The organism is Bacteroidota bacterium (assembly GCA_030706745.1).
In the GTDB taxonomy this organism is placed as follows: domain Bacteria; phylum Bacteroidota; class Ignavibacteria; order Palsa-1295; family Palsa-1295; genus PALSA-1295.
Map to the genome: position 1 here is coordinate 80,246 of JAUZNX010000010.1, position 20,899 is coordinate 101,144.

The 20,899-nt window shown below is 54.2% G+C and carries 17 protein-coding genes and 1 pseudogene; 11 read left to right on the forward strand and 7 right to left on the reverse strand.

All coding sequences use genetic code 11. The annotated features are described in order from the left end of the window. Positions 1–78 precede the first annotated feature (78 nt). The 4 genes and pseudogenes from Q8902_11760 to Q8902_11775 all read left to right on the forward strand — a co-directional run bounded on the left by Q8902_11760 (position 79) and on the right by Q8902_11775 (position 4,583). A complete protein-coding gene (locus Q8902_11760) occupies positions 79–1,650 on the forward strand; it encodes a hypothetical protein (GenBank protein MDP4200233.1) in 1,572 nt (523 codons plus the stop codon). Between the two features lie 274 nt (positions 1,651–1,924). Then, positions 1,925–2,638: pseudogene (locus tag Q8902_11765) on the forward strand (B12-binding domain-containing protein). A gap of 204 nt (positions 2,639–2,842) precedes the next feature. Beyond that, positions 2,843–3,799 carry a vitamin B12 dependent-methionine synthase activation domain-containing protein gene (locus Q8902_11770; GenBank protein MDP4200234.1) on the forward strand — a complete coding sequence of 319 codons (957 nt, stop codon included), beginning with the start codon at positions 2,843–2,845 and terminating at the stop codon, positions 3,797–3,799. Between the two features lie 139 nt (positions 3,800–3,938). Further along, a complete protein-coding gene (locus Q8902_11775) occupies positions 3,939–4,583 on the forward strand; it encodes a response regulator transcription factor (protein MDP4200235.1) in 645 nt (214 codons plus the stop codon). Positions 4,584–4,922: 339 nt separating this feature from the next. Here Q8902_11775 and Q8902_11780 read toward each other — a convergent pair whose 3' ends face one another. Then, positions 4,923–5,210, reverse strand: a complete 288-nt coding sequence (locus tag Q8902_11780; protein ID MDP4200236.1) for a helix-turn-helix transcriptional regulator — start codon at positions 5,208–5,210, stop codon at positions 4,923–4,925. Positions 5,211–5,654: 444 nt separating this feature from the next. Between Q8902_11780 and pfkA the strand changes: the two genes are divergently transcribed. Beyond that, complete coding sequence (gene pfkA, locus Q8902_11785) at positions 5,655–6,626, forward strand: 6-phosphofructokinase (protein ID MDP4200237.1); 972 nt, start codon at positions 5,655–5,657, stop codon at positions 6,624–6,626. On the opposite strand, the gene Q8902_11790 is transcribed toward pfkA, so the two are convergent. Both Q8902_11790 and Q8902_11795 read right to left on the reverse strand, forming a co-directional pair. Next, entirely contained in the window at positions 6,627–7,574 is a 948-nt protein-coding gene (locus tag Q8902_11790; protein ID MDP4200238.1) for an ROK family protein, read from the reverse strand. It lies immediately after the preceding gene. Next, positions 7,574–7,930 (reverse strand): copper-binding protein, encoded by a 357-nt coding sequence (locus tag Q8902_11795; GenBank protein MDP4200239.1) that lies wholly within the window; start codon positions 7,928–7,930, stop codon positions 7,574–7,576. Before Q8902_11795 ends, Q8902_11790 begins: the two co-directional genes overlap by 1 nt. Before the next feature lie 200 nt (positions 7,931–8,130). On the opposite strand from Q8902_11795, the gene Q8902_11800 reads away from it, so the two are divergent. Genes Q8902_11800 through lnt form a run of 6 tightly spaced genes read left to right on the forward strand, consistent with a single transcriptional unit; the run spans position 8,131 to position 16,072 of the window. Continuing rightward, positions 8,131–9,534: a TolC family protein gene (locus Q8902_11800; protein ID MDP4200240.1), complete on the forward strand. Its 1,404-nt coding sequence runs from the start codon at positions 8,131–8,133 to the stop codon at positions 9,532–9,534. Positions 9,535–9,557: 23 nt separating this feature from the next. Further along, entirely contained in the window at positions 9,558–10,940 is a 1,383-nt protein-coding gene (locus Q8902_11805) for an efflux RND transporter periplasmic adaptor subunit (protein MDP4200241.1), read from the forward strand. A gap of 11 nt (positions 10,941–10,951) precedes the next feature. Continuing rightward, positions 10,952–11,713 carry an ABC transporter ATP-binding protein gene (locus Q8902_11810; GenBank protein ID MDP4200242.1) on the forward strand — a complete coding sequence of 254 codons (762 nt, stop codon included), beginning with the start codon at positions 10,952–10,954 and terminating at the stop codon, positions 11,711–11,713. A gap of 7 nt (positions 11,714–11,720) precedes the next feature. Beyond that, positions 11,721–12,971 (forward strand): ABC transporter permease, encoded by a 1,251-nt coding sequence (locus Q8902_11815; protein MDP4200243.1) that lies wholly within the window; start codon positions 11,721–11,723, stop codon positions 12,969–12,971. Next, complete coding sequence (locus tag Q8902_11820) at positions 12,972–14,207, forward strand: ABC transporter permease (GenBank protein ID MDP4200244.1); 1,236 nt, start codon at positions 12,972–12,974, stop codon at positions 14,205–14,207. It abuts the gene before it with no gap. A gap of 23 nt (positions 14,208–14,230) precedes the next feature. Beyond that, the gene (lnt, locus tag Q8902_11825; GenBank protein ID MDP4200245.1) at positions 14,231–16,072 is read left to right on the forward strand and encodes an apolipoprotein N-acyltransferase; all 1,842 of its coding nucleotides are present in this window, start codon (positions 14,231–14,233) and stop codon (positions 16,070–16,072) included. Here lnt and Q8902_11830 read toward each other — a convergent pair. The 4 genes from Q8902_11830 to trpS all read right to left on the reverse strand — a co-directional run bounded on the left by Q8902_11830 (position 16,029) and on the right by trpS (position 20,715). Beyond that, entirely contained in the window at positions 16,029–16,937 is a 909-nt protein-coding gene (locus tag Q8902_11830; protein ID MDP4200246.1) for a diacylglycerol kinase family lipid kinase, read from the reverse strand. The two genes, lnt and Q8902_11830, sit on opposite strands and share 44 nt — an antisense overlap. An 80-nt stretch (positions 16,938–17,017) precedes the next feature. Next, positions 17,018–18,049, reverse strand: a complete 1,032-nt coding sequence (dusB, locus tag Q8902_11835; protein MDP4200247.1) for a tRNA dihydrouridine synthase DusB — start codon at positions 18,047–18,049, stop codon at positions 17,018–17,020. Between the two features lie 45 nt (positions 18,050–18,094). Then, entirely contained in the window at positions 18,095–19,711 is a 1,617-nt protein-coding gene (locus Q8902_11840) for a glycosyltransferase family 39 protein (protein MDP4200248.1), read from the reverse strand. Positions 19,712–19,713: 2 nt separating this feature from the next. Next, positions 19,714–20,715 carry a tryptophan--tRNA ligase gene (trpS, locus tag Q8902_11845; protein MDP4200249.1) on the reverse strand — a complete coding sequence of 334 codons (1,002 nt, stop codon included), beginning with the start codon at positions 20,713–20,715 and terminating at the stop codon, positions 19,714–19,716. Positions 20,716–20,899 lie beyond the last annotated feature (184 nt).

Here is a 20,899-nt window from a genome sequence, read left to right on the forward strand (position 1 = left end):
AACGGAAACTACTTTCAATTTATTCATTATGCTGCCCGCTCATTTAGATTCACTTTTTCTTTCCCTGTTCTTCGGAGTATGGAGGTACTCGAGTCGCGTCTTCAGAAGCTCAGCGCGCAGTTCCGTGTTTATCTGTATTCCGACCCGGAGCGGGCGTTCGCCATCATGAGCGAGGGCGTCAGTCTTGCCTTGGAACACGGTGAGCAGCGGTGGCACATTTCGTTTTTGATCGCGCAGGCGGAGGTCCGGCTCCTAAATGGGCGTGCCCAAGAAGCACTCGACATCATCGAGTCCGCTCTGCCACGAGCCAGTCAGTTCGGCGACCCGGAGATGCTCGCGAAGGCGCATGGCGTCCACGCTTCGATCCGACGGAATCTTGGCAACGGCCCGGAGCAAATCATCGAGGAGTTGCTGCTCGCCCGCGAATTCGCGAAACAGACAAGCATTCCTCGGCTACAGATCTGGATATTGCAAGCGCTCGCCGATGCGTATTGTCACGATTCGATCGACACGGCCTTTGATTTCTACCAGGAGGTTTTGTCGCATGAGGCTGCATCGCCCGCCCAACGGGCAAGTGCGCTTACCGAAATGTCAAAGATACACCTGCTGCAGGAGGACTATCATTCGGCACTGACCCTTTCGAGGCAATCATACGAGCTCTTGAAGGACACAGACGAAGTCAATTCGATCGGTGCTTCCCTACTGGTCTCCGGCAAGGCGATGATGGGTCTCGATCAGCTCGACGCGGCGATCGATAAGTTCGAAGAGGTGCTCCGATTGGGCGGTGGCAAGAATACGAATTCTGCCTTGGGCGAGTTGGGAATGGCATATTTGGCGGTCGGGAGACTCCCCGCTGCCAAGGAGATTCTTCAAAAAGCACTTAGCACTGAGAATCAATATCATAACGTACTGGTCTTGCGACTACTGTTTGCAAAGGTCTTGGTTCTCGAAGGGAATAAATCTGAGGCACTCGAAGAAGTGCAGGCGGTGGAGTCCCAGGCTGCGACGGCTGGTGAAATGGAGCGTGCTGCTCTGTACCCGCTCATTTCCCAGGTATTTGAACTGCTCGCGATGTGGGAGCAAGCGTTCCGTTATGGCAAGCTGAAAGCAGATCTCGATCATAAGTTACATGCACAACGGTTCGAGCAACGGCTCTCGGCATTGAACCGCCACGTTGCGATCGGACGAGAGCGCATCGAGAAGGAACGGCAACTCTTGCGCGCGGAACGGCTGGAACGAGAACTGACGACCCAGGCCCTGCAACTGACCTCCCAGGCAGAACTACTCACGAGCGTTCGCCAAGACTTGCAGGAGCTCGTGCGCGACTCGAATCTGCCCCGCGAGACGGTCAAAAAGATGAATGACCGGCTGAAGACGCTGCCCTGCAAATCGGTCGATTGGAAGAAGTTCGACACGCAGTTCAAAGCGGTCCATCCCGACTTCGTGCACAGCCTGACCACTAAGCACCCGATGCTCTCCGCCGGCGATGTTCGGCTTTGCTCACTGGTCCGTATGCAAATGAAGTCTGACGAAATCGCGAGGCTGTTCTGTCTCTCGGAGCGTTCCGTGGAGACGCACCGCTTTCGGGTCCGCAAGAAACTACAACTCGAACGCAGTGAAGATCTGACACTTTACCTCACGAAGATATAACCGCGGCAAGTGTATCGGCGGGTTGCGCTCGCCGACTCCGCAGGCAGGAGCCAGCTCCCCCGGCTGGCGAACCTTGCCGTTGACCGCTTGGTTATTGATCTGCGTGGTGCTTTGACCGATAGCTTGCCGCCACGAGGCGCACCCTGGGGTGCGACAGTAAAGAATGTGCTAAAGCGTCGACGTACCTGCCGTTTTGGAGACTCGGAGCGTCGGCCTGATAGGTCGTAACTCCGAGTTTTTTTATTGTATGCCGGAACAAGAGCTTACCTGTACCTACGATCCGCTGAAAGAATTTCTCGCGCACTATGCCGATGCAAAATCGGTAAAGAGCGAGACATCGTCGTATGCGGACATGACGATCGAGGAGAAACTGAAGCAGCGGATCATCGATGGTGATCGGCTCGGATTAGACGACGACCTTCGTGCCGCACTTGGGACGTACTCCGCTCTTCAGATCATCAACGACATCCTGCTCGGTGGTATGAAGGTCGTCGGCGATCTCTTCGGCGCGGGTGAGATGCAGCTTCCCTTCGTGCTCCAATCGGCGGAGACGATGAAGGCCGCCGTGAAATTCCTCGAGCCCTACATGGAGAAGCTCGAGGGTGAGCAATCCAAAGGTGTGATGGTGCTTGCGACGGTCAAAGGCGATGTGCATGACATCGGCAAGAATTTGGTCGATATTATTCTCACCAACAATGGCTATCGCGTAGTCAATCTCGGCATCAAAGTCGCACTCGAACCGATGCTCGAAGCCGTCACGCGCGAGCATGCGGATGCACTTGGCATGTCTGGCCTGCTGGTGAAATCGACGGCGATCATGAAGGAAAATCTGGAAGTGATGGAGTCGCGCAACATCCGAATTCCGGTTGTGCTCGGTGGCGCTGCGCTTACGCGGAAGTTTGTCGAGAAGGATTTGCGCGCACTCTATGCCGGCCCACTCTCTTACGCGCAGGATGCATTCGATGGACTGCACTTCATGGAAGAATTAAAAAATCCGAGTGCGATTAGAGACACCTCTTCTTTGCCCATCCCGTCCACTCTGCCCACTAACGGCGCGGAAGATTTTGAGGAAGAACTCGATAACGCCACGGGCGCCGACTCCAAAATTCTAATGGCCAGTCGTACGTTGCCCTGGCTGCAACATCCCAAGCAAACAACTTCGGGTGCGGAGAAGAGCATTGAGCTCGAAGCGATGGAGGAGGAGATCGCGGAATTCCCGATCGCAGTTCGCAAGATCGAAACCGCGGAAGGCACCGAGAGACTGGTGCGTACCAGCGCGACACCGCACGACAATCCGGTGCCCACGCCTCCCTTCTGGGGATCGCGCGTTGTCGATGACATCAAGCTCGAAAAAGTCTGGGAATACCTGAACGAAGTCGCGCTCTTCCGCGGACAATGGCAACTGAAGCGCGGCAAAAAAACTCCGGAAGAGTTTGCAAAACAGGTCGAAGAAATTGCTCGACCCAAGCTCGCTGAATTCAAGCTCCGTGCAAAACGTGATCGAGTGCTGGAGCCAAAGGTTGCATACGGGTACTTCCCCTGCTACTCCGAAGCTGATGATCTCGTTGTGCTGAGACCAAAGAACCAGAAGGACCTCTTCGTATCATGGGAGCCGTTCGTCCCAGCCGATTTAGAAGAGTGGACCCGCTTTACCTTCCCTCGGCAGCCCACGGCTCGCAGGCTCTGCATCGCGGACTTCTATTTGCCCAAAGAGGAATCCGAGCGGCGCAACCAGACGGATGTCGTGGCTTTCACTGCCGTGACCGTGGGCCGCGAGGCAAGTCGGTATACCGCGAAGCTTTTTTCATCGAACGAATATTCGGACTATCTCTTCATGCACGGCCTTTCGGTCGAAACCGCCGAAGCACTCGCGGAGTACTGGCATAAAATCGTACGGACCGAGCTTGGAATTTCCGGCCAGGATGCACCCGAGATTGCGCGCCTGTTCAGCCAGGGTTATCAGGGCTCGCGGTTCTCGTTCGGCTATCCGGCATGCCCAAACCTCGATGATCAGACCAAATTGTTTGATCTGATTCGCCCCGAGCGCATTGGCGTGACCCTGAGCGAGGAATATCATCTGGAGCCAGAGCAATCGACGACTGCGATCGTTTCCCATCACCCGAACGCGAAATATTTCGCCATTAAATGAAGAGCTTTGTGCCGGTTTTTGTGTAACCCCCCAGATTTTTTCGTATTTTTACAGTCGTACAATGGGAATAGACATCCCAGATTGTACACGTCAATATGAACAATTCGGGACGATTCGCTAATGGTCGCCCCGGCTCGCCATGATCCGCATACTAATAGCGGACGATCATGCAATCGTCCGTGAGGGCTTGAAACAGATCGTCCAGCAAACGATGGATATCGTCGTTGCTGGCGAGGCATCGAACGCGGCCGAAACTCTGGAAATGGTTCGGAAACTTCCGATTGACCTCCTCCTGCTCGACATTTCCATGCCTGGCCGTTCCGGACTCGATGTCCTCGTGGAAATCAAACGAGATCTGCCGAATCTTCCGGTTCTTATTCTAAGTCTGCATCCAGAGGATCAGTACGCACTCCGAATGCTCAAAGCTGGTGCAGCCGGTTACGTCACCAAGGAGAGCGCTTCCGAACAGCTCATCCACGCAATCCGGAAGGTTGCAAGCGGCGGAAAGTACATGAGTATGCCGTTGGCAGAAAAGCTCGTATTTGGAATGGTAAGGGATCAAGGGCTTGCGCCCCATGAATTGTTGTCGAATCGAGAATTCCAGGTCTTCCGAATGATTGCTGCTGGCAAATCCGTGGGGGAGATTGCGGAAGAGCTTTCTCTTTCAGCCAAAACGATTTCTACGAATCGCGCGCGCATTATTGAGAAAATGGGGCTGCGGAACAATGCCGAATTCACCCAATACGCGATTCAACATAAGCTCCTGGACGCGACAGTCGCCTGACAGCAAACCTCTCGGCTCCTGGCAAGCCGAGCATCTCTCGCATATTTCCCCAAAATTGCAGCCTAGCGAAGTCTTGTAGGACAAACACCTACGTTGCACCGCCTGTTATCCTACCAATTTTACCGCTATTCACCGATTTCATAGCAGTAGTTGTATTTGGTATCTTTGTACCGTCAGTAACGAATTGGCAAAACCAGTCGAAATTGGCCCGCGTGAAAGCGCGGTTCTCTTACCACATATTGACGGACCAGGCCCCGGCTCGCTCCCCAAATGAGAGCTCGGGGTCATTTTTTTTAAAGACATTCCCGGGGCGCTTCGTGTCTCGGCTCTACCAAAAAACTACTCGGGTATTTCTTTTGGTCCGCCCGGTGCAGGTGCAAATGCCAATTTGAAACCAAGCAAACCCAGAATCTGCTCGAGCTTTTCCAGGGAAAAGTGCCGGCGCTTGGCAAGGACATTTGACAGCGTGCCGCTATCGATCCCCATTTGTTTGCAGAGACGGTATCGCGTCAGGCCACGCTCGTTATGCGCGCGGTCGAGTAATTCCCGAAGATCGTCACGATAATCGCGGCCATCGGCGGCAATTGGGCTTTCTGTTGTTGGTGAGGTCATTCCTTGTGCGTTCATTGCAGGTGTAGAGTTGTTGAGTTGCGCTACGCGTATCGGGGTTTCGGCCCCGAATGTCGTCCGGTCTATGTCATGATTCATATGCATCCTCTCTTCCGCCCCAGCAATCAGCCTCGCTCTGAACGCGACCGGTTGCATGGTTCGGCTTTCCATAAGTCTCTTCAAAACATAGACCAATCGTATTCTTAACAACAACTTTGCCTGGAAAAAGCCCTTTCTTGAAAATTAATTTATGATTTACTTCTCATAGAATACGTCTTGGTGTTCTATTTGGGATGTTTTATAGTGTAGCACATCATTATAAATACCATTTTCTGACAGGCTAAAGATCAACTCAAACCGAGCATGAGTAATGGATCCGGCGAATCCCAGATATTAAGCATTTTGCCGGGAGCCTCCAATATTCCTTAGATTTGTGTTACAAAGTTCGCGTTATACCAAAGAATGAATCGAATAGCAGTACTGACAAGTGGGGGCGATGCCCCAGGAATGAATGCCGCGATCCGCGCTGTGGTCCGGGCCGGCAGCGAGAAAGAAATGAAGATGTTCGGGGTCCGGGAAGGTTTTGAAGGCCTGATCGCTGGCAATGTCGTCCGGCTTCGCGCCAGGGATGTAGGCGGAGTGATCCAATATGGAGGGACTTTTCTCGGCAGTTCGCGATCGGAAGCCTTCAAAACTCCTGAAGGCCGTGAACGAGCACTGCGGAATCTCCGGGAGTACAATATTGATGGGCTGGTGGTGATCGGCGGTAATGGATCGCAATGTGGAGCGTGGGAGCTTTCGAAGATGGGATTCCCCGTCGTCGGCATTGCATCAACGATCGACAACGACCTTTATGGCAGCGAAGTAACACTCGGCGTTGACACCGCACTCAATATCGCTCTCGAAGCCATCGATCGCCTGAAGGTAACGGCATCCTCGCATAAACGAGCGATCTTAGTCGAAGTCATGGGACGCAAGTGCGGGTACCTGGCGCTTATGTGCGGAATCGCTGGCGGCGCAGAGGCCGTCGTGATTCCGGAAGCGGAGACAACGCCCGAGGAAATTACGAGCGATATGGTGGACGCTTATCGTCGTGGAAAGAACCATGCGCTCATCGTTATTGCCGAAGGCGCGCAAATGAATGCCACCGAGTTGACGAAATATATCGAGCAGCACAAAGAGATGCTGGGCTTCACGATTCGGACCACGATCTTAGGTCACGTGCAGCGCGGCGGTGTGCCGAGCGCGTTTGACCGGATCCTGGCAGCGCGATTTGGTGTCGCGGCCGTCGAATGTCTGGCGCGCGAAGAGAGCGGTGTGCTTGTCGGCCTCGGCAAAGGCGATGTTATCACTACGCCACTGGCCGACGTTGCAACGATGAAGAAGGAGCTCGATCTAAGTCTCTTTCAAATGTCGCGAGTGTTGGCGACGTAATCACTCGCCGTTGACCAACAGCGCGGCACCAATGACGCCGGCGCGATTGCCGAGCGCCGCTTTCCGGACTTCCACCACCGGCCGCAGATTCGTCAGAACATTTGCGCGGAGTGAGGCGAGTGCCGCATCGAACAAGACTGGCCCTGCTTCGGCAACCCCGCCACCGAGAATGAAAACGTGCATATCGAGCAGGTTCGCAACGTTAGCCAATGCGCGACCAATCAGCGAACCTGCTTCTTCGAAGACGCTTCGGGCGAAGGCATCGCCATTGTTCATGGCATCGGCAATGATCTTTGGTGTCAACTCATCCTGAGCGGACAGCTTTGACGACATCGCCGGATTGGATTCAAGTTTCCGTTTCGTTCGCTCGGAGAGATAATTCAGTCCAACATACGCTTCGATACATCCTCGCGACCCACAATTACAGGGCGGGCCGTTGAGATCGATTGACATGTGACCGAACTCCCCTGCCCCGCCGGATGCACCACGATAAATGCCAGTCCACCTTCCTTCCGTAGACCAAACACACCCGCCGACTCCGGTGCCAAGCGTGACAAGCAGGAAATGCGAAACGCCGATCCCCGCACCAAACCGAGATTCTGCGAGTGCCGCAACTTTTGCGTCGTTATCGACTTCGACGAGATCGAATGTCGGCAGCAATTCTTGAAGGTACGCTTGCAGCGGCTCCTCCTTCCACCCGATCAGGTTCGGAGGATACCGGACCAGCGAACGATCGCGGTTCATCGCGCCGGGGACACCGACGCCGATGCGCCTAATCTCGGGATAAGCACTCAAAATATCGTGGACATGCGCGACTAATGCGCACGCTACTTCCCGCGCTGAACTTTGAGGTGTCTGGAATGCTGACTCGACTTCGGTTGCGCCAGAATCCGAAACGACCGCGAGCTTTATGGTCGTCGCGCCAATATCGACGCCAAGCGTGCGCACTATTTCGGCAGTTTCTCGATCGAGGAGACGACAAATGTCCCGGTCGTTGGCTCTTGCAGCGTAAACCGGACGCTATCGCCACTAGCAAGACCCCGCGCCAACTCGGGCCGGCCAAGTGTGTATTCCATTGTCATGGCGTCCATGATTCCGGGAATGTCGTTGTGTGCGAGCGTGATCGTGTGCAGCGCGGTATCCATGCCTTGCACTTTACCAAGTCCGGTGCCTTGCTTGACCGGTGCTGCCGCCACCGTCGGAGTGGCCGCGGAGTCCGTCGTACCGGATTGGCTGGTATTTTTGGAGCATGCCGCGAGTGTAAGGATCGAGGCCGCTGCGAGGAATGTGGTGAGTTTATTCATGCGCCCCATAATGAGTGAGACAGGCAGGATAGTTTCAGGCCGCGGATCGGATCTGCCCAAAGTCCGCTTGCGGCCGGAGCCTAAGCGGCTTACCCGGCGTTAGAGGGCACTCGATTCGAATTCATTTTTCTGCCCACCGGCGTAACTATTCGTTCGTTTTTCGTCTAAATGCACGAAATCCCGACCTCATTTGCAGTTCGATGAAAGCACTATTTATTACGCTCCTTTCGACCGTCGTCAGTTCTCTCGCAATGGCTCAGGGCACCGCGCCGAGCCAATCGACACCCAACCCATCTGCGGTGCCGCAGACGCTGACCCTCGATGATGCAATTAAAGCTGCGATCGAACGCAACTATACGGTTCGCACTATCGCAAACAATGCCCGGCGCGACCAAATCGAGGTCACCCGGTCAAAGGATAATCTACTGCCTAGCGCCAGCGCAAATGGATCGTGGCAGTATAATTATTCGCTTCAATCGACAGATGCGCGCACTTCGATCGTCTTCGACAAACTGACCGGATTGCCCACAGCCTTTACGGCGCCAGCAGGTTCGCACACGCTGAGTTACACGGGAAGCGCGTCTTTTAATCTGTATCATGGCGGTTCCGACGTAGCGCGGATCAATGGGGCCGAGGCCTCACTCGATGGCTCGCAGAACACGCTCCAATGGACTCGCCAGGATATTGCGTATAATGTTACAAAAGCCTTCATCAACGTGCTTCGGACGAATGAACTGGTAGGCGCGGCTGACACAACACTCGCAGAAGGTCTCGCTCAGCTTCGACTGATCCGAGGGAAGTATGAAGCAGGGGTTGTTCCAATCGGGCAGGTCTATACACAACAGGCTCTTGTTGGGTCGGACTCTCTTGGGCTAATCCAGGCACAGAACGACTATGAGAACGCAAAGGCTGACGTGCTGTTCCTTCTCAACGTTTCCCCGAACGAGTACAACAACTATTCCTTTTCGCTCGCCGGAATCGACACCTCAATTGCGCCTGCTGCGCGAGCCGCAGTTGATATGAACGTGGCGAATGCGCGGCTGAATACGGTCATCGATAACCGTCCGGACATCCTTGCCCAGCGGCAAAGCATTCAGGCCACCGAGTACGCCATCGACAACACTCGCGGAGCCTTGCTGCCAAAGCTCGATGCTGTCGCCGGAATCGGTGGCTCTGGAGATAACTCAGACCTCATGCGCGTACAACTTAATCACCGTCTGTTCGCAGGTCTCACGCTCCAAGTGCCTCTCTTCGATCAGATGCAGAACCGCTTGTTTATCGAGGAACAAGAAGTCGATCTCGAAAACCAGCGCATTCAACTTGAACAGGATGTGCAACAAATTCGAAGCGACGCGGCAAAAGCAGTGAACAATCTTCAGGCAGCCAGCAAAGCGCTCGATGCAACGGAGACCGGACTGACTGCAGCAAACGAAAGTCTTCGTCTTGGGGATGAACGACTTCGTGTGGGCGCAGGCACGCAGGTCGATGTTATCATCGCGGAGGCAGCCGCAGTGACCGCGAGAACCAACCGTGTCAATGCCAAGTACAATTACGTACTTGCGCAGCGGCAGCTTGCGTATACACTCGGGCAGTGGAAATATTAGAATCAAGTTTTATTCGGTAACCAATGGCAGTCAGCACAAAGGGAAGAATGGATATGCCGGCCACTGTAGCGGCGGGACCAAATGGCGCAGCCGCACCGAGCACTCAAACCGTGCTCAATCAGACACTTGAAGCACGCCGGAAGAAACGCCGCCGCACGCGCACGATCCTGATCGTCGCGGGAGGACTTGTGCTCCTCATGGTCATTATTGCACTGGTAACTGGCGGCAAAGAAAAGCCGATCGCAGTTCAAACCGAAAAGGTCGCGAGACACACGATCACCGAGGTTGTGCAGGCAACCGGAAAGATCCAGCCAGAAGTACAAGTGAAAGTCTCGCCGGAAGTGCCCGGCGAAATTATCGAGTTGCCGTTCAAAGAAGGCGATCACGTGAAGAAGGGCGATCTGCTTGCGAAGATCAAGCCGACCACCTTCGAAGATCAATACGCCGGCGCCGAAGCACAGCTTAACTCCGCCAAAGCTCAGAGCGAGCAACAACGCGCGGCGGTGATTCAGGCGAATCAGGATATGACCCGCGGAGAGAAATTGCTCGCGCAGCATTTGATTTCCGAGCAGGATTTCGATGCACTCAAGGCCAAACACGATGCTGCTGAGGCAGGGATGAACTCAGCTAACTTCCAGGCCGCCGCCGCCGCAAGTCAGATGCGGCAATACAAAGAAGCATTAAGAAAGACGAGCGTCCTCTCGCCGATGAATGGCGTGGTCACTTCGCTCATCTCCCAACTTGGCGAGAAGGTCGTCGGCACCAGTTCGTTCGCCGGTACCGAGATGATGACTGTAAGCGATCTGACCGTGATGAACGCCATGGTCGATGTCGATGAAAACGATGTCGTGAACATTAAGCTTGGCGATGCTGTGAAGATCTCGATCGACGCATTTCCGAACAGAATTTTTACTGGCAAGGTCCTCGAGATCGCAAACAGCGCAAAGCTAACTGGCGCCGGCAGTCAGGACCAATCAACGAACTTCACGGTCAAAGTCCGTCTGGACGATTTCGGAGCCGCCGATCTTCGTCCCGGAATGACGTGCACAGCACGCATCGAGACGCTGACCAAAGAGAATGTACTCGCTGTGCCAATGCTCTCGGTTACGCGCCGCGATAACGAGGACGCCAAAGCTGCCGACTCCATGAAGAAAGTCCGCCAGGCAAACAAAGGTGAATTCCACGAGGGCGACGAAACGCCAACGATTGTATTCACTGTGGATAAAGGCGTCGCGAAAAAGGTGCACGTAAAGACTGGTGTCTCTGACAATGCCTACGTCGAGATCCTTTCTGGTTTGCAGGGTGGCGAGGAAGTCGTCAAGGGAAATTTTCGAGCGGTCTCCAAGGACTTGGATGATGGCAAGAAGGTGAAGGTCGATAATTCAGGCAAGACCGTTGCGGAGTAGATAACGACACGATGGAAACAGATCAGGTCAAAGGCGGCATCGCACATACGGCGGAGAACTCTGTCATCTATCTGGAGAATATCCAGAAGATTTACAAGATGGGGCAAGAGTTCGTCTATGCCTTGCGTGGCGTAACCGTCGGAGTGCAACGAAACGAATACGTTGCGATTATGGGACCATCCGGCTCCGGCAAATCAACTTTGATGAACATCATTGGCTGTCTCGATACACCGACCACGGGCAACTACTACTTCAACAAGGTAAACGTTGCGGGATTGGACGATAACGATCTCGCAGAAATTCGGAATCGCGAGATCGGCTTTGTATTCCAGACATTCAATCTCCTTCCCCGCTCGGACTCGCTGCACAATGTGGAGCTACCACTGATCTATGCAGGTGTTGGCAAAGATGAACGACGCAAGCGCGCGCTCGAAGCACTCGATCACGTTGGCCTTGCCGATCGCGCCTCACACAAGCCGAACGAACTCTCCGGTGGACAACGGCAGCGCGTCGCAATTGCCCGCGCGCTCGTCACGCGCCCATCAATCATTCTTGCGGACGAACCGACCGGTAACCTCGATTCCAAAACCGGCGAAGACATCATGCGCCTTTTTCACGAACTGCACGACCAGGGCAATACTATGCTCGTTGTCACGCACGAAGAAGATGTTGCCCGTCACGCCGAACGCATCGTTCGGATCAAGGATGGACTAGTCGAGCGCGACGAAATGATCCCGGCAAGCGAACGCATTTTCGCCGTCGCTCAGAGCTGACACCGCTATGGCTCGCATTATTCAAGACACGGTCGAAGGACTTCGCATGGCGCGCGCGGCACTCCGCGCGAATCCGTTACGCTCGGCCCTTACGATGCTTGGCATTATCATTGGCATCGTCACCGTCACCTTGATGAGCGCATTTGTGACCGGCCTGCATGATTCGTTTCACAATGCGATGAGCTTCATGGGCGCCGATGTGTACTACATTGACAAACACTCCTGGCAAGGCGGCGACTGGATGATGCAGCGCAATCGGCCAAACATCAGCGCAGAGAATGCACGTGAACTTCGACAACGCATGACTACAGCCCAGGCGGTCAGTGTCAGCGCCAGCGAATGGAGCGTGAAGCTCAAATACGGAACGAATGAGATTGAGAATATTCGTGCAAGTGGCGTCGATCGCGATTATCAGGCAACGAACTCCCTCGATATGGACCAGGGCCGTTTTTTTGCCGAGCAAGAACTTGCCAGTGCGCGGCCAGTCTGCATTATCGGATATGATGTATGGGACCAGCTCTTTCATAAGAGCGATCCCATTGGCAAGACAATGCGCGTCAATGGCTATCCACTCGAGGTCATTGGGGTCGCCAAGCGTGCCGGTGGGATGTTCGGGTTCTGGTCGGTCGATCACGAAATTATCACGCCGCTCCAGACATTCTTCAGCGCATTCGGCGATCCGAACCGATCGCTGACTATCGCGATCAAGGCCAAGAACGTCCTGGACAAGGAAGATACCAAGGCGGAAGCAATCTATCAGATGCGGGCCGTCCGTGGCCTGAAGCCCGGCGAAGCTGACAACTTCGGCGTCAATAGCGAAGACCAGTTCAACGCGGAGTTCGACAAACTGACGACGACGCTTCAAATGATCGGGCTTGTCATTACCGGTCTGTCGCTGCTGGTGGGCGGTATCGGCATTATGAATATCATGTTCGTGAGCGTCAAAGAGCGGACGCGCGAAATCGGAATTCGAAAGGCTATTGGAGCTCGCCGCCGCATGGTGCTCGCGCAGTTCCTTACCGAGGCGTCGATGCTATGCATTATTGCCGGCTCGATCGGATTGCTGCTTGCCTTCGGCGCAGCGACCTTCCTCAATCATAATGTTTTAGGGAAGGATTCGACCGTGCAACTCCATTTCCCGCTGGCGCTTATCGTGTCCGGGCTTGGACTTTCGCTGGCCATCGGTGTGGCAAGTGGTATCCTGCCAGCCTGGCGCGCCAGTAAACTCGATCCGGTCGATGCGTTGAGATACGAATAAATGCAGACTTCCGAAAACGTCCGTCAAGCCTTCCAATCAATTCGCGCGAACAAGCTGCGGAGTAGCCTGACATTGCTTGGAATCGTCGTCGGGGTTTTCTCCATCATCGGCGTCATGACGGCACTCGGTGCGCTTACGAACAGCGTGGATGAATCGCTATCCCAACTCGGCGCGAACACGTTTACGATCAAAAAGTGGCCATCCATTCAGATGGGCGGAGGCGATTGGGTCAAATACATGAAACGCAAGCAGATCACGTATGAAGAAATTCGTCTGGTCCGATCGAATGCAGCGCTTGCCTTAGCCGTCAGCGCGGAACATACACTCGCGCCTCTCACCGCTGCCTACGCGGATGAAAAAAGCGATCCCCAGTTCTATCTCGAGGGCTCCGACGATAATTATTCTGTCAACCACAATCGAGATGTCTCCGCGGGCCGCATGCTCTCCGCAGATGATGTGCAATACGCCCGCGATGTCGCTGTCATTGGACAGGATATCGTCGATCGTATCTTCAAGCACAGCGAGGACCCAATTGGTAAGACCATTAAGCTGAACGGGCATAATTATACCGTCATCGGTGTCCTCGATAAAAAAGGCGGGGGCATGGGACAAAGTCAGGACGGCTTTGCACTCATTCCAATTACGAACGAGCTGAAGTACTTCATTCAGCCGGAGTTCACCTCGCTTCAGATGACCGTCCGGGCGCGCTCCAAGGACAAGTTCGATGAAACGCAGGATGAAGTCATTGGCGCCATGCGCGCCGCGCGGGGCGTCAAGCCTGGCGTGGACAATGATTTCGAAGTCGAAGACAACACCAGCCTCACGACGCAGTTCGAGTCCTTTTCGAAATATCTGACCTATGCCGGCTTTGGCATCAGCGCGATCGCGTTGCTTGCAGCTTCCATCGGCATCATGAACATTATGCTCGTCAGCGTCACCGAACGGACAAAAGAAATCGGAATCCGGAAAGCCATGGGCGCAACGAAATCCGACATTACCGGTCAATTCCTCATGGAAGCTGTTGTCCTCTGTGAAGTTGGCGGCGTGATTGGTATTGCCATTGGCATCGGACTCGGCAATATCATTGCGATGCTGATCCATGCAAGCGTTTATGTCCCTACGATGTGGATTGGGATCGGTCTCGGGGTCTGTTCGCTCGTTGGTATCGTCTTCGGACTCTATCCCGCCATGAAGGCCGCGAACATGCACCCAATCGATGCGTTGAGGTTCGAGTAAAATCTAATTTTCGCGAGCCCCAGGTGACATTTCTTTCAACGCGCACCCGCCATTTCCTGACGACTGCCTTTTGGCTGCTACTTGGCTGCACGTTGTTTGCAACTATTGATGGTTTAGTTTACCCCACACTCGCATTCCTGGCGCTCACGATTGTTGCAGGTGCGGTCTTAGCCCTATCTTCGCTCGGCCGTATGCAAGTCGCACTTGCGGTGCTCTCCGGGATCCTCCTCGGAGTTGCATATCCTCCGACAGGCCTCGCTGGCGGACTGTTGGCGTTTGTTGCACTCGTGCCGCTACTCATTGCACTGGAGTCATCGGAGTCTCTCGGCAAGACGTTCTACACGTCGTTCATCGCAATGTTCGTCCTCGGTCTGGTCTCGAACTACTGGGTGGGCGGATGGGCCTCAACAGGGGAAGTCGATAAATTTCTGATGGTGGGCGGTGTGCTTCTCTCTATCGTCCACCCGTTTTTTCTTGTTGTTCCGTTCTTGCTCTACGAGGTCGTGCGCCGGCGATTTGGTCGCACTACAGCACTCTACAGCTTGCCAATTCTCCAGGCCGGTTTCGAATATGCTCATTCCTTCGGTGACCTCGCCTATCCGTGGCTTAACCTGTATAATACGCAGACATATAATCTGGTCTACGTTCAGTTTATCGAGTGGACTGGACCTTACCTCTTGTCGATACTTATTGTTCTCGTCAATGTCGAGATATTCCAGTTGATTCGCCGCTCGACAAGAGTATCTATGCGTGATCATATTCTTGCGCTTGGACTTCTCATCGCTGTTCCTCTTGTTTATGGTCTCCACGCGGTCGATCAACACGAGGAGTCGCGGTCGTCGCTTCGCGTGACGGTCGTGCAGCCGAACATCGACCCGTGGGCGAAGTGGTACACCGATTATCAGCGAACACTCGACACGAACTTCTCCGCTACACGAACGGCGCTCCAAGCGGCACACGATTCTACCGATCTGGTGCTGTGGCCCGAGACGGCGATCACATTCTATATCACTAGCCCGGCCAAGAGCTATGAGCTTGGTGAATTATACCACTTCATCGCCAGTATCGGCCGTCCGGTTCTGACAGGATTTCCCGATCGTCAAGACTATCAGGCAGGACGAGACTCCATCCCGCCGGACGCCAACTACTCTGGAGTCGATGGATTCTACTACCGGAGCTGGAACGCGGCGATGGTAGTCTATGAAGACTCGAATGGTCGTATGCACCGCGAAGTCTATCACAAACAAAAACTTGTGCCGCTCGGTGAGCATGTTCCATTTATCCAGTACATTCCCTTCCTCGGAAAGTGGTTTCAATGGAATGTGGGCATCGGAAGTTGGAACTACGGCGAAGGCTTTACTCCATTAGCACTTCCGCTTCCCTTTCAACACGACACACTTCGCATCACTCCGACGATCTGTTACGAGTCGATCTATCCAAGCTTCGTGCGGCACTTCGTCGAGCACGGCGCGAATATGCTCGCAGTCATTACAAACGATGGCTGGTATGGCCGGTCCTCAGGTCCATATCAGCACGAGCAATTCGCCATGCTGCGCGCCATCGAGTGCCGTCGCTGGATCGTCCGTTCCGCGAACACCGGCATATCGACTGTGATCGATGACCGTGGCCGATTCGTCAAGTCCTTGCCACTCTTTACAAGCGGTTCGATTACGGAGCGCATTCCGCTTATCGAGCGCAAGACCCTCTATGTTCGCTGGGGGGATTTCATTGCCATCCCGTCGATGATCTTTGGGATGTTGGTGTGGCTTTATGCGCTACTCACTTGGATTGCTTGGCGACGCAAGGGTTCGCGAGCCTCGCTTACCGAATCACCCGAATCGCTTCCGGTTGAATCTCCACAGTAATCCGTCGTATGCCATCGGCAGGAATCGCCAGGATTTCGCCATCGGCGTGAATCACAAGCGGACGATCCGAACTCAGCGACAGCCGATGAAACGATCGTGTGAAAAATGCCGATGAGGAGAGGTGAGTCCCTCGTAAAACACGCGGCAACAGGGAGAGCATCATTAGCCGCGAAACCGGCTTTGCGAGTAACATTTCCAACTGCCCATCATCGATACGAGAGTTTGGTGTGGTGTAGAATCCTCCGCCTTCCCGCGGACCATTGCCAAGCGTTAGCATGAGGGTGCGTTCTCGGAAGCGATGATGATCGACCGACAGTTCGATTTCGAATGCCTCGTGGTCGCGAATCAATGTGAGTAAGGTTGAAACAAGATAAAGCGCTCTGCCGCGAAGTGAGCGAAACCGGCGGCTTTGTACCACAACCTTGGCATCGAACCCTAACCCCAAGGTATTTGTCCAGAAGCCCACTCCCTCGCCCATATCAATCGACCCAATGTCGGAGGCAATAGTCTCGCCGCGAAGGATGACATCTAGCGCCTGCTGTAGATCGGTAGGGATACCCGCTGCAAAGGCAAAATCATTTCCTCCTCCGACCGGTAGAATCCCAAGCTTGGGTCGTGCCGATGGCGGAAGAGACATCAAGGCATTGACGATCTCGTGGACCGTCCCATCACCGCCCACTGCGATAATTGCCTCGGCACCTTCGAGAGCGGCTTCGCGGGCAATGACCGATGCTTCACCAGCCACCGTTGTCTGCCGCCACGGGTATCGTCCCCCCAACACCCGCTCCAGGCCACGAACATCATCCGTCCGCTCCCCTTGATTGGAGTGCGGATTATGGATAAAGAACAACAGCGGTCGGCTCATTGTCGGCAATCAACAGGGCGTATGTATTGGAACTCCTCGTCCCAAAACTGCAAAATACAAAGAAAACTCGGGGCAGGCGCTTAGGCGGCCAATGCGAGCGCGTCCGCCGACGGATTTTCTTGCTCCAATTCAAGGTCAGGCGGGACCTCTCCGTTCTGGGCAAACCGCTCCAATCGCTCGACGACAGCCTCGACAGAAGTAATTTGCATCAGGTCCGAACGCAATCGCCCGATACCTGGTACGCCGCGGAAATATCCGGCATAGTGCTTCCGGAAAGCAAAGATCCCACGGCGCTCTGTGCGAACCTCGCAGGAATGAATAAGATGCCGGATGCAAAGCCGGACCCGCTCGTCCAGGCTCGGCTGCGCGTAACTGCCAGTTTCGCGAAGCTCCTTGATCTGTCGGAAGATAAAGGGATTGCTGATTGCCGCGCGCGCGATCATGACTCCATCGGCGCCAGTCTCGTGAAATGCTCGCTCGGCATCTTCGGGTGTCTTCACATCACCATTGAGGAAAACCGGAATCGAAACGACTTGTTTAATTTTGGGAATCCAGGACCAATCGGCATCACCAGTGTGACCCTGCGAACGGGTGCGGCAGTGGATGGTCAATGCTTGTGCGCCGGCCTGTTCGAGCATCGGCGCGATCTCCAATATGTTGATCGCATTATGATCCCAACCAAGGCGGGTTTTGACAGTAACAGGAAGCTTCACCGTATCGACAACAGCGCGGACCATCCGCTCCATCCGCGGCGGATCTTTGAGCAATCCGGCCCCGGCTCCATGCCCAACAACATTGCGCACCCAACAGCCACAATTGATATCAATGAAATCGGGTCCGGCCTCTTCAGAAATTCGAGCCGCCTCGCGCATCACATCGGGATCGCCGCCATAAATCTGAATGGCGACCGGACGCTCCGCCTCATGCGTGACAAGCTTCTTCATGGACTTTGCGGCGGCCCGAATTAGCGCCTCACTGGAGATAAACTCGGTATAGACGGCATCCGCCCCCTGCTCGCGCGCAATCAGGCGGAATGCCACATCCGTCACATCCTCCATGGGCGCAAGGAGGAGGAGGTTTTCACCGAGCTCCAAATTTCCGAGTGTTACCATCAGAATTGCATCAACTCCCACTCATGGTGAGACGTTCACAAAAGCTCAGTCGCGGCGCCTGAATAATCTATAACCACCGATTGTGGTATCATATGCATAATGTGGCATGATCTCGCTATCAAATCCGGGGATTTCGTGAACCATCTGTAATGGAGTCTCCCGAATCCAATTGAAAATCTCGACCGACTGTGCGCTAATGACAATAAAAGTGGGGCGCGCCGAACGCAGAGAATCAATATATTCGCGACGCCATGCTTGTTGAAATGGAGGGTGGCCTCCACTCGGCGTGGAGACGATGAGCGGATAGAGTGTGGTAAATCGTGATGCACTCATTCGTCCGGTATGCCATCTGACACCGGGAGTGATCGTCACAGTCTCAAAGCGGGCGCCAGGCGGCGACATCCGATCGATATAGGCCGCGACGCCAAAATCCGCACTTCGCGGATAACCCGAATCTGCCTGAAGTGTATCCTGCAATGACTCCAGCGGATGTGGCACGCCATGCATCACATTGCTGAGATAGGGCTGTATGATATAGTCTGGGAAAATGCGAAGGACCGAGTAGCCGATCAGCAAAAGAACGGCCGCCCACTGCAGAATGCGCGAAGGAATCGCAACAACGAGGGTCTCAAGCGCAATCGCGCCGAACGGCACAATAATAATCAGAATCGGCTCGAAGTGGTAGGGCCAAAATTTTCCCATCACCCAAATCGAAATGATGCCGCAAAGAGCGTATCCTGCAATCAACAGACGATCGCGGGACGCCGGCGCCACAAAACGCTCCCAGAACGCTTTGACCTTTCCTCGTCCTCGAAGAGACGGCAGAAACGCAAACAGGAGTCCGATGAAAGCCGAGCCAAAAAACAATTTCTGTAATCGAAACTGAAGGAGTAGCATCCGTGGTATCCGGACGACACCATAGAGTTCGAGATTGTACCGAATGGTTGTCAGATAAGCTTGCTCCAGCCCTCCCGGATAGAAGAGATATGGCATCACAAGCGCAATCACAAGCGCCATGACTCCGGCAAGATATGAAGTGACTCGTTTTGCGCGAAGTTCGGGTTGTCGCCAAAGATAGACTATCCCAATCGGAATAAAGATGGCATACGTAAGACGGAGAGTCATCATCATGGCGATACAGAACCCGGCTCCGAATCCGGCCACCAAAGTAATCGGACTGATTGGGGCCTCCTCCGCTCTGTCAACTCTCATCAGGAGCAGCGTACCCAACAGTAAGAAGCATACAGCGAATGCATCTCGCTGACCTGCAAACCAGAAGTTGGAGATGTAGTGAAGATTATAAAAGATCACCGATAGAAATGCCGAACGCGGCGGTAGCCATCTTCGCAGGACGACAAACAACATCCAGGACATGCCGAGGTGGACCAACAGATCAAACACCCGAAATCCGAGTGCGGTATCTCCGAAAAGCACAATCGCCAGCCAATGGACGTAGACCGTTCCGGGAAAATCATGTGCCCAGGAACCGAGAATCGGCAGCCGGTGGAATCGAAAGAGATCCATTGCCATCGACTGAAAGATCTCATTATCAATGCTGAGTGGAAACAGCAGTTGACAGGAGAGAAGAATCAGCGAGCCAATCAACGTGGCGGCCAGATACTTTCGATGTATCTGCTCGATTTGGTCCATAGTGGCTGGCACAGCTATACAACCAACCCCATCTTTCGCTTCACGTCTGCAAGCCGCGGCCCGCTGATGGCGCGGGCTTTTTCGGCGCCTGAGCGCATGATGCGTTCAAGTTCGCCGCGATCGGTGGCAATTTCGGCGAACCGTTTGCGGACTGGCTCGGCTTCCGCAATCACAACTTCCGCGACGCGCTTTTTGAGATCACCATAGCCGCGCGCCGAAGCGAAATCTTGCTCTACTTCGTCCCGCGTCTTCGCTGTAAGCACCTGATAGATTGTCAGCAGATTATTCACGCCAGCCTTCTCGGGTTCATTCGAGAAACGAATCTCCGAACCAGAATCGGTTTTGGACCGCATAATCGCCCGCTCGATTTGCTTCGGCTCATCGAGTAGACGGATCGCATGTCCTTGAATGTGCGCCATGCTCTTCGACATCTTCATCGTCGGATCGTCCAATCCCATGATGCGTGCACCGGCCTTTGCGATCACCGGCTCGGGCACGATGAACGTCTCACCATAATGAAAATTGAACCGCTCGGCGATATTGCGTGCCAGTTCGACGTGCTGCTTCTGGTCTTCCCCGACCGGCACCTCGTGTGTGTCGTAAAACAAAATGTCCGACGCCATCAGGACGGGATAATCCAGCAGACCCGCAAGGATCGTCTCCTGCTTCTGAGACTTATCCTTGAATTGCGTCATCTTGTTCAACCATCCCAAAGGCGTAATGCAATTGAGCAACCAGCCACCTTCGGCATGGACGCTGACGTGGCTCTGCACGAAGAGTGTGCTCTTCTCGGGGTTGAGGCCTACCGCAAGGAAGAGCGCCATAAGTTCGAGCGTCCGCTCACGCAGAACTTCCGGATCCTGCTTGACGGTGAGAGCGTGCAGATCGACGACGCAATAGATATTATCCTTGGCCGGATCATCTTGGAGCGCAACCCATCGCTTCACTGCACCAATGTAATTACCGATGTGGATCACTTCCGAAGGCTGGATACCGCTAAAGACTCTGCGTTTCATCTATGCTTATAGGGACGTACTGCACACGTCCTGTTTCATGTTTCATAACCCCTGAGAACGGACGCAATACGTCCCGAACTACAGCGCGGAATAGCACGCAGGTTGTCAAGAAAGTTCAATCGCAACGTAAGAACGCGGGCTACGCATCCCCATGGGCTGCGAATCATAATCGCTCCAAATTCGT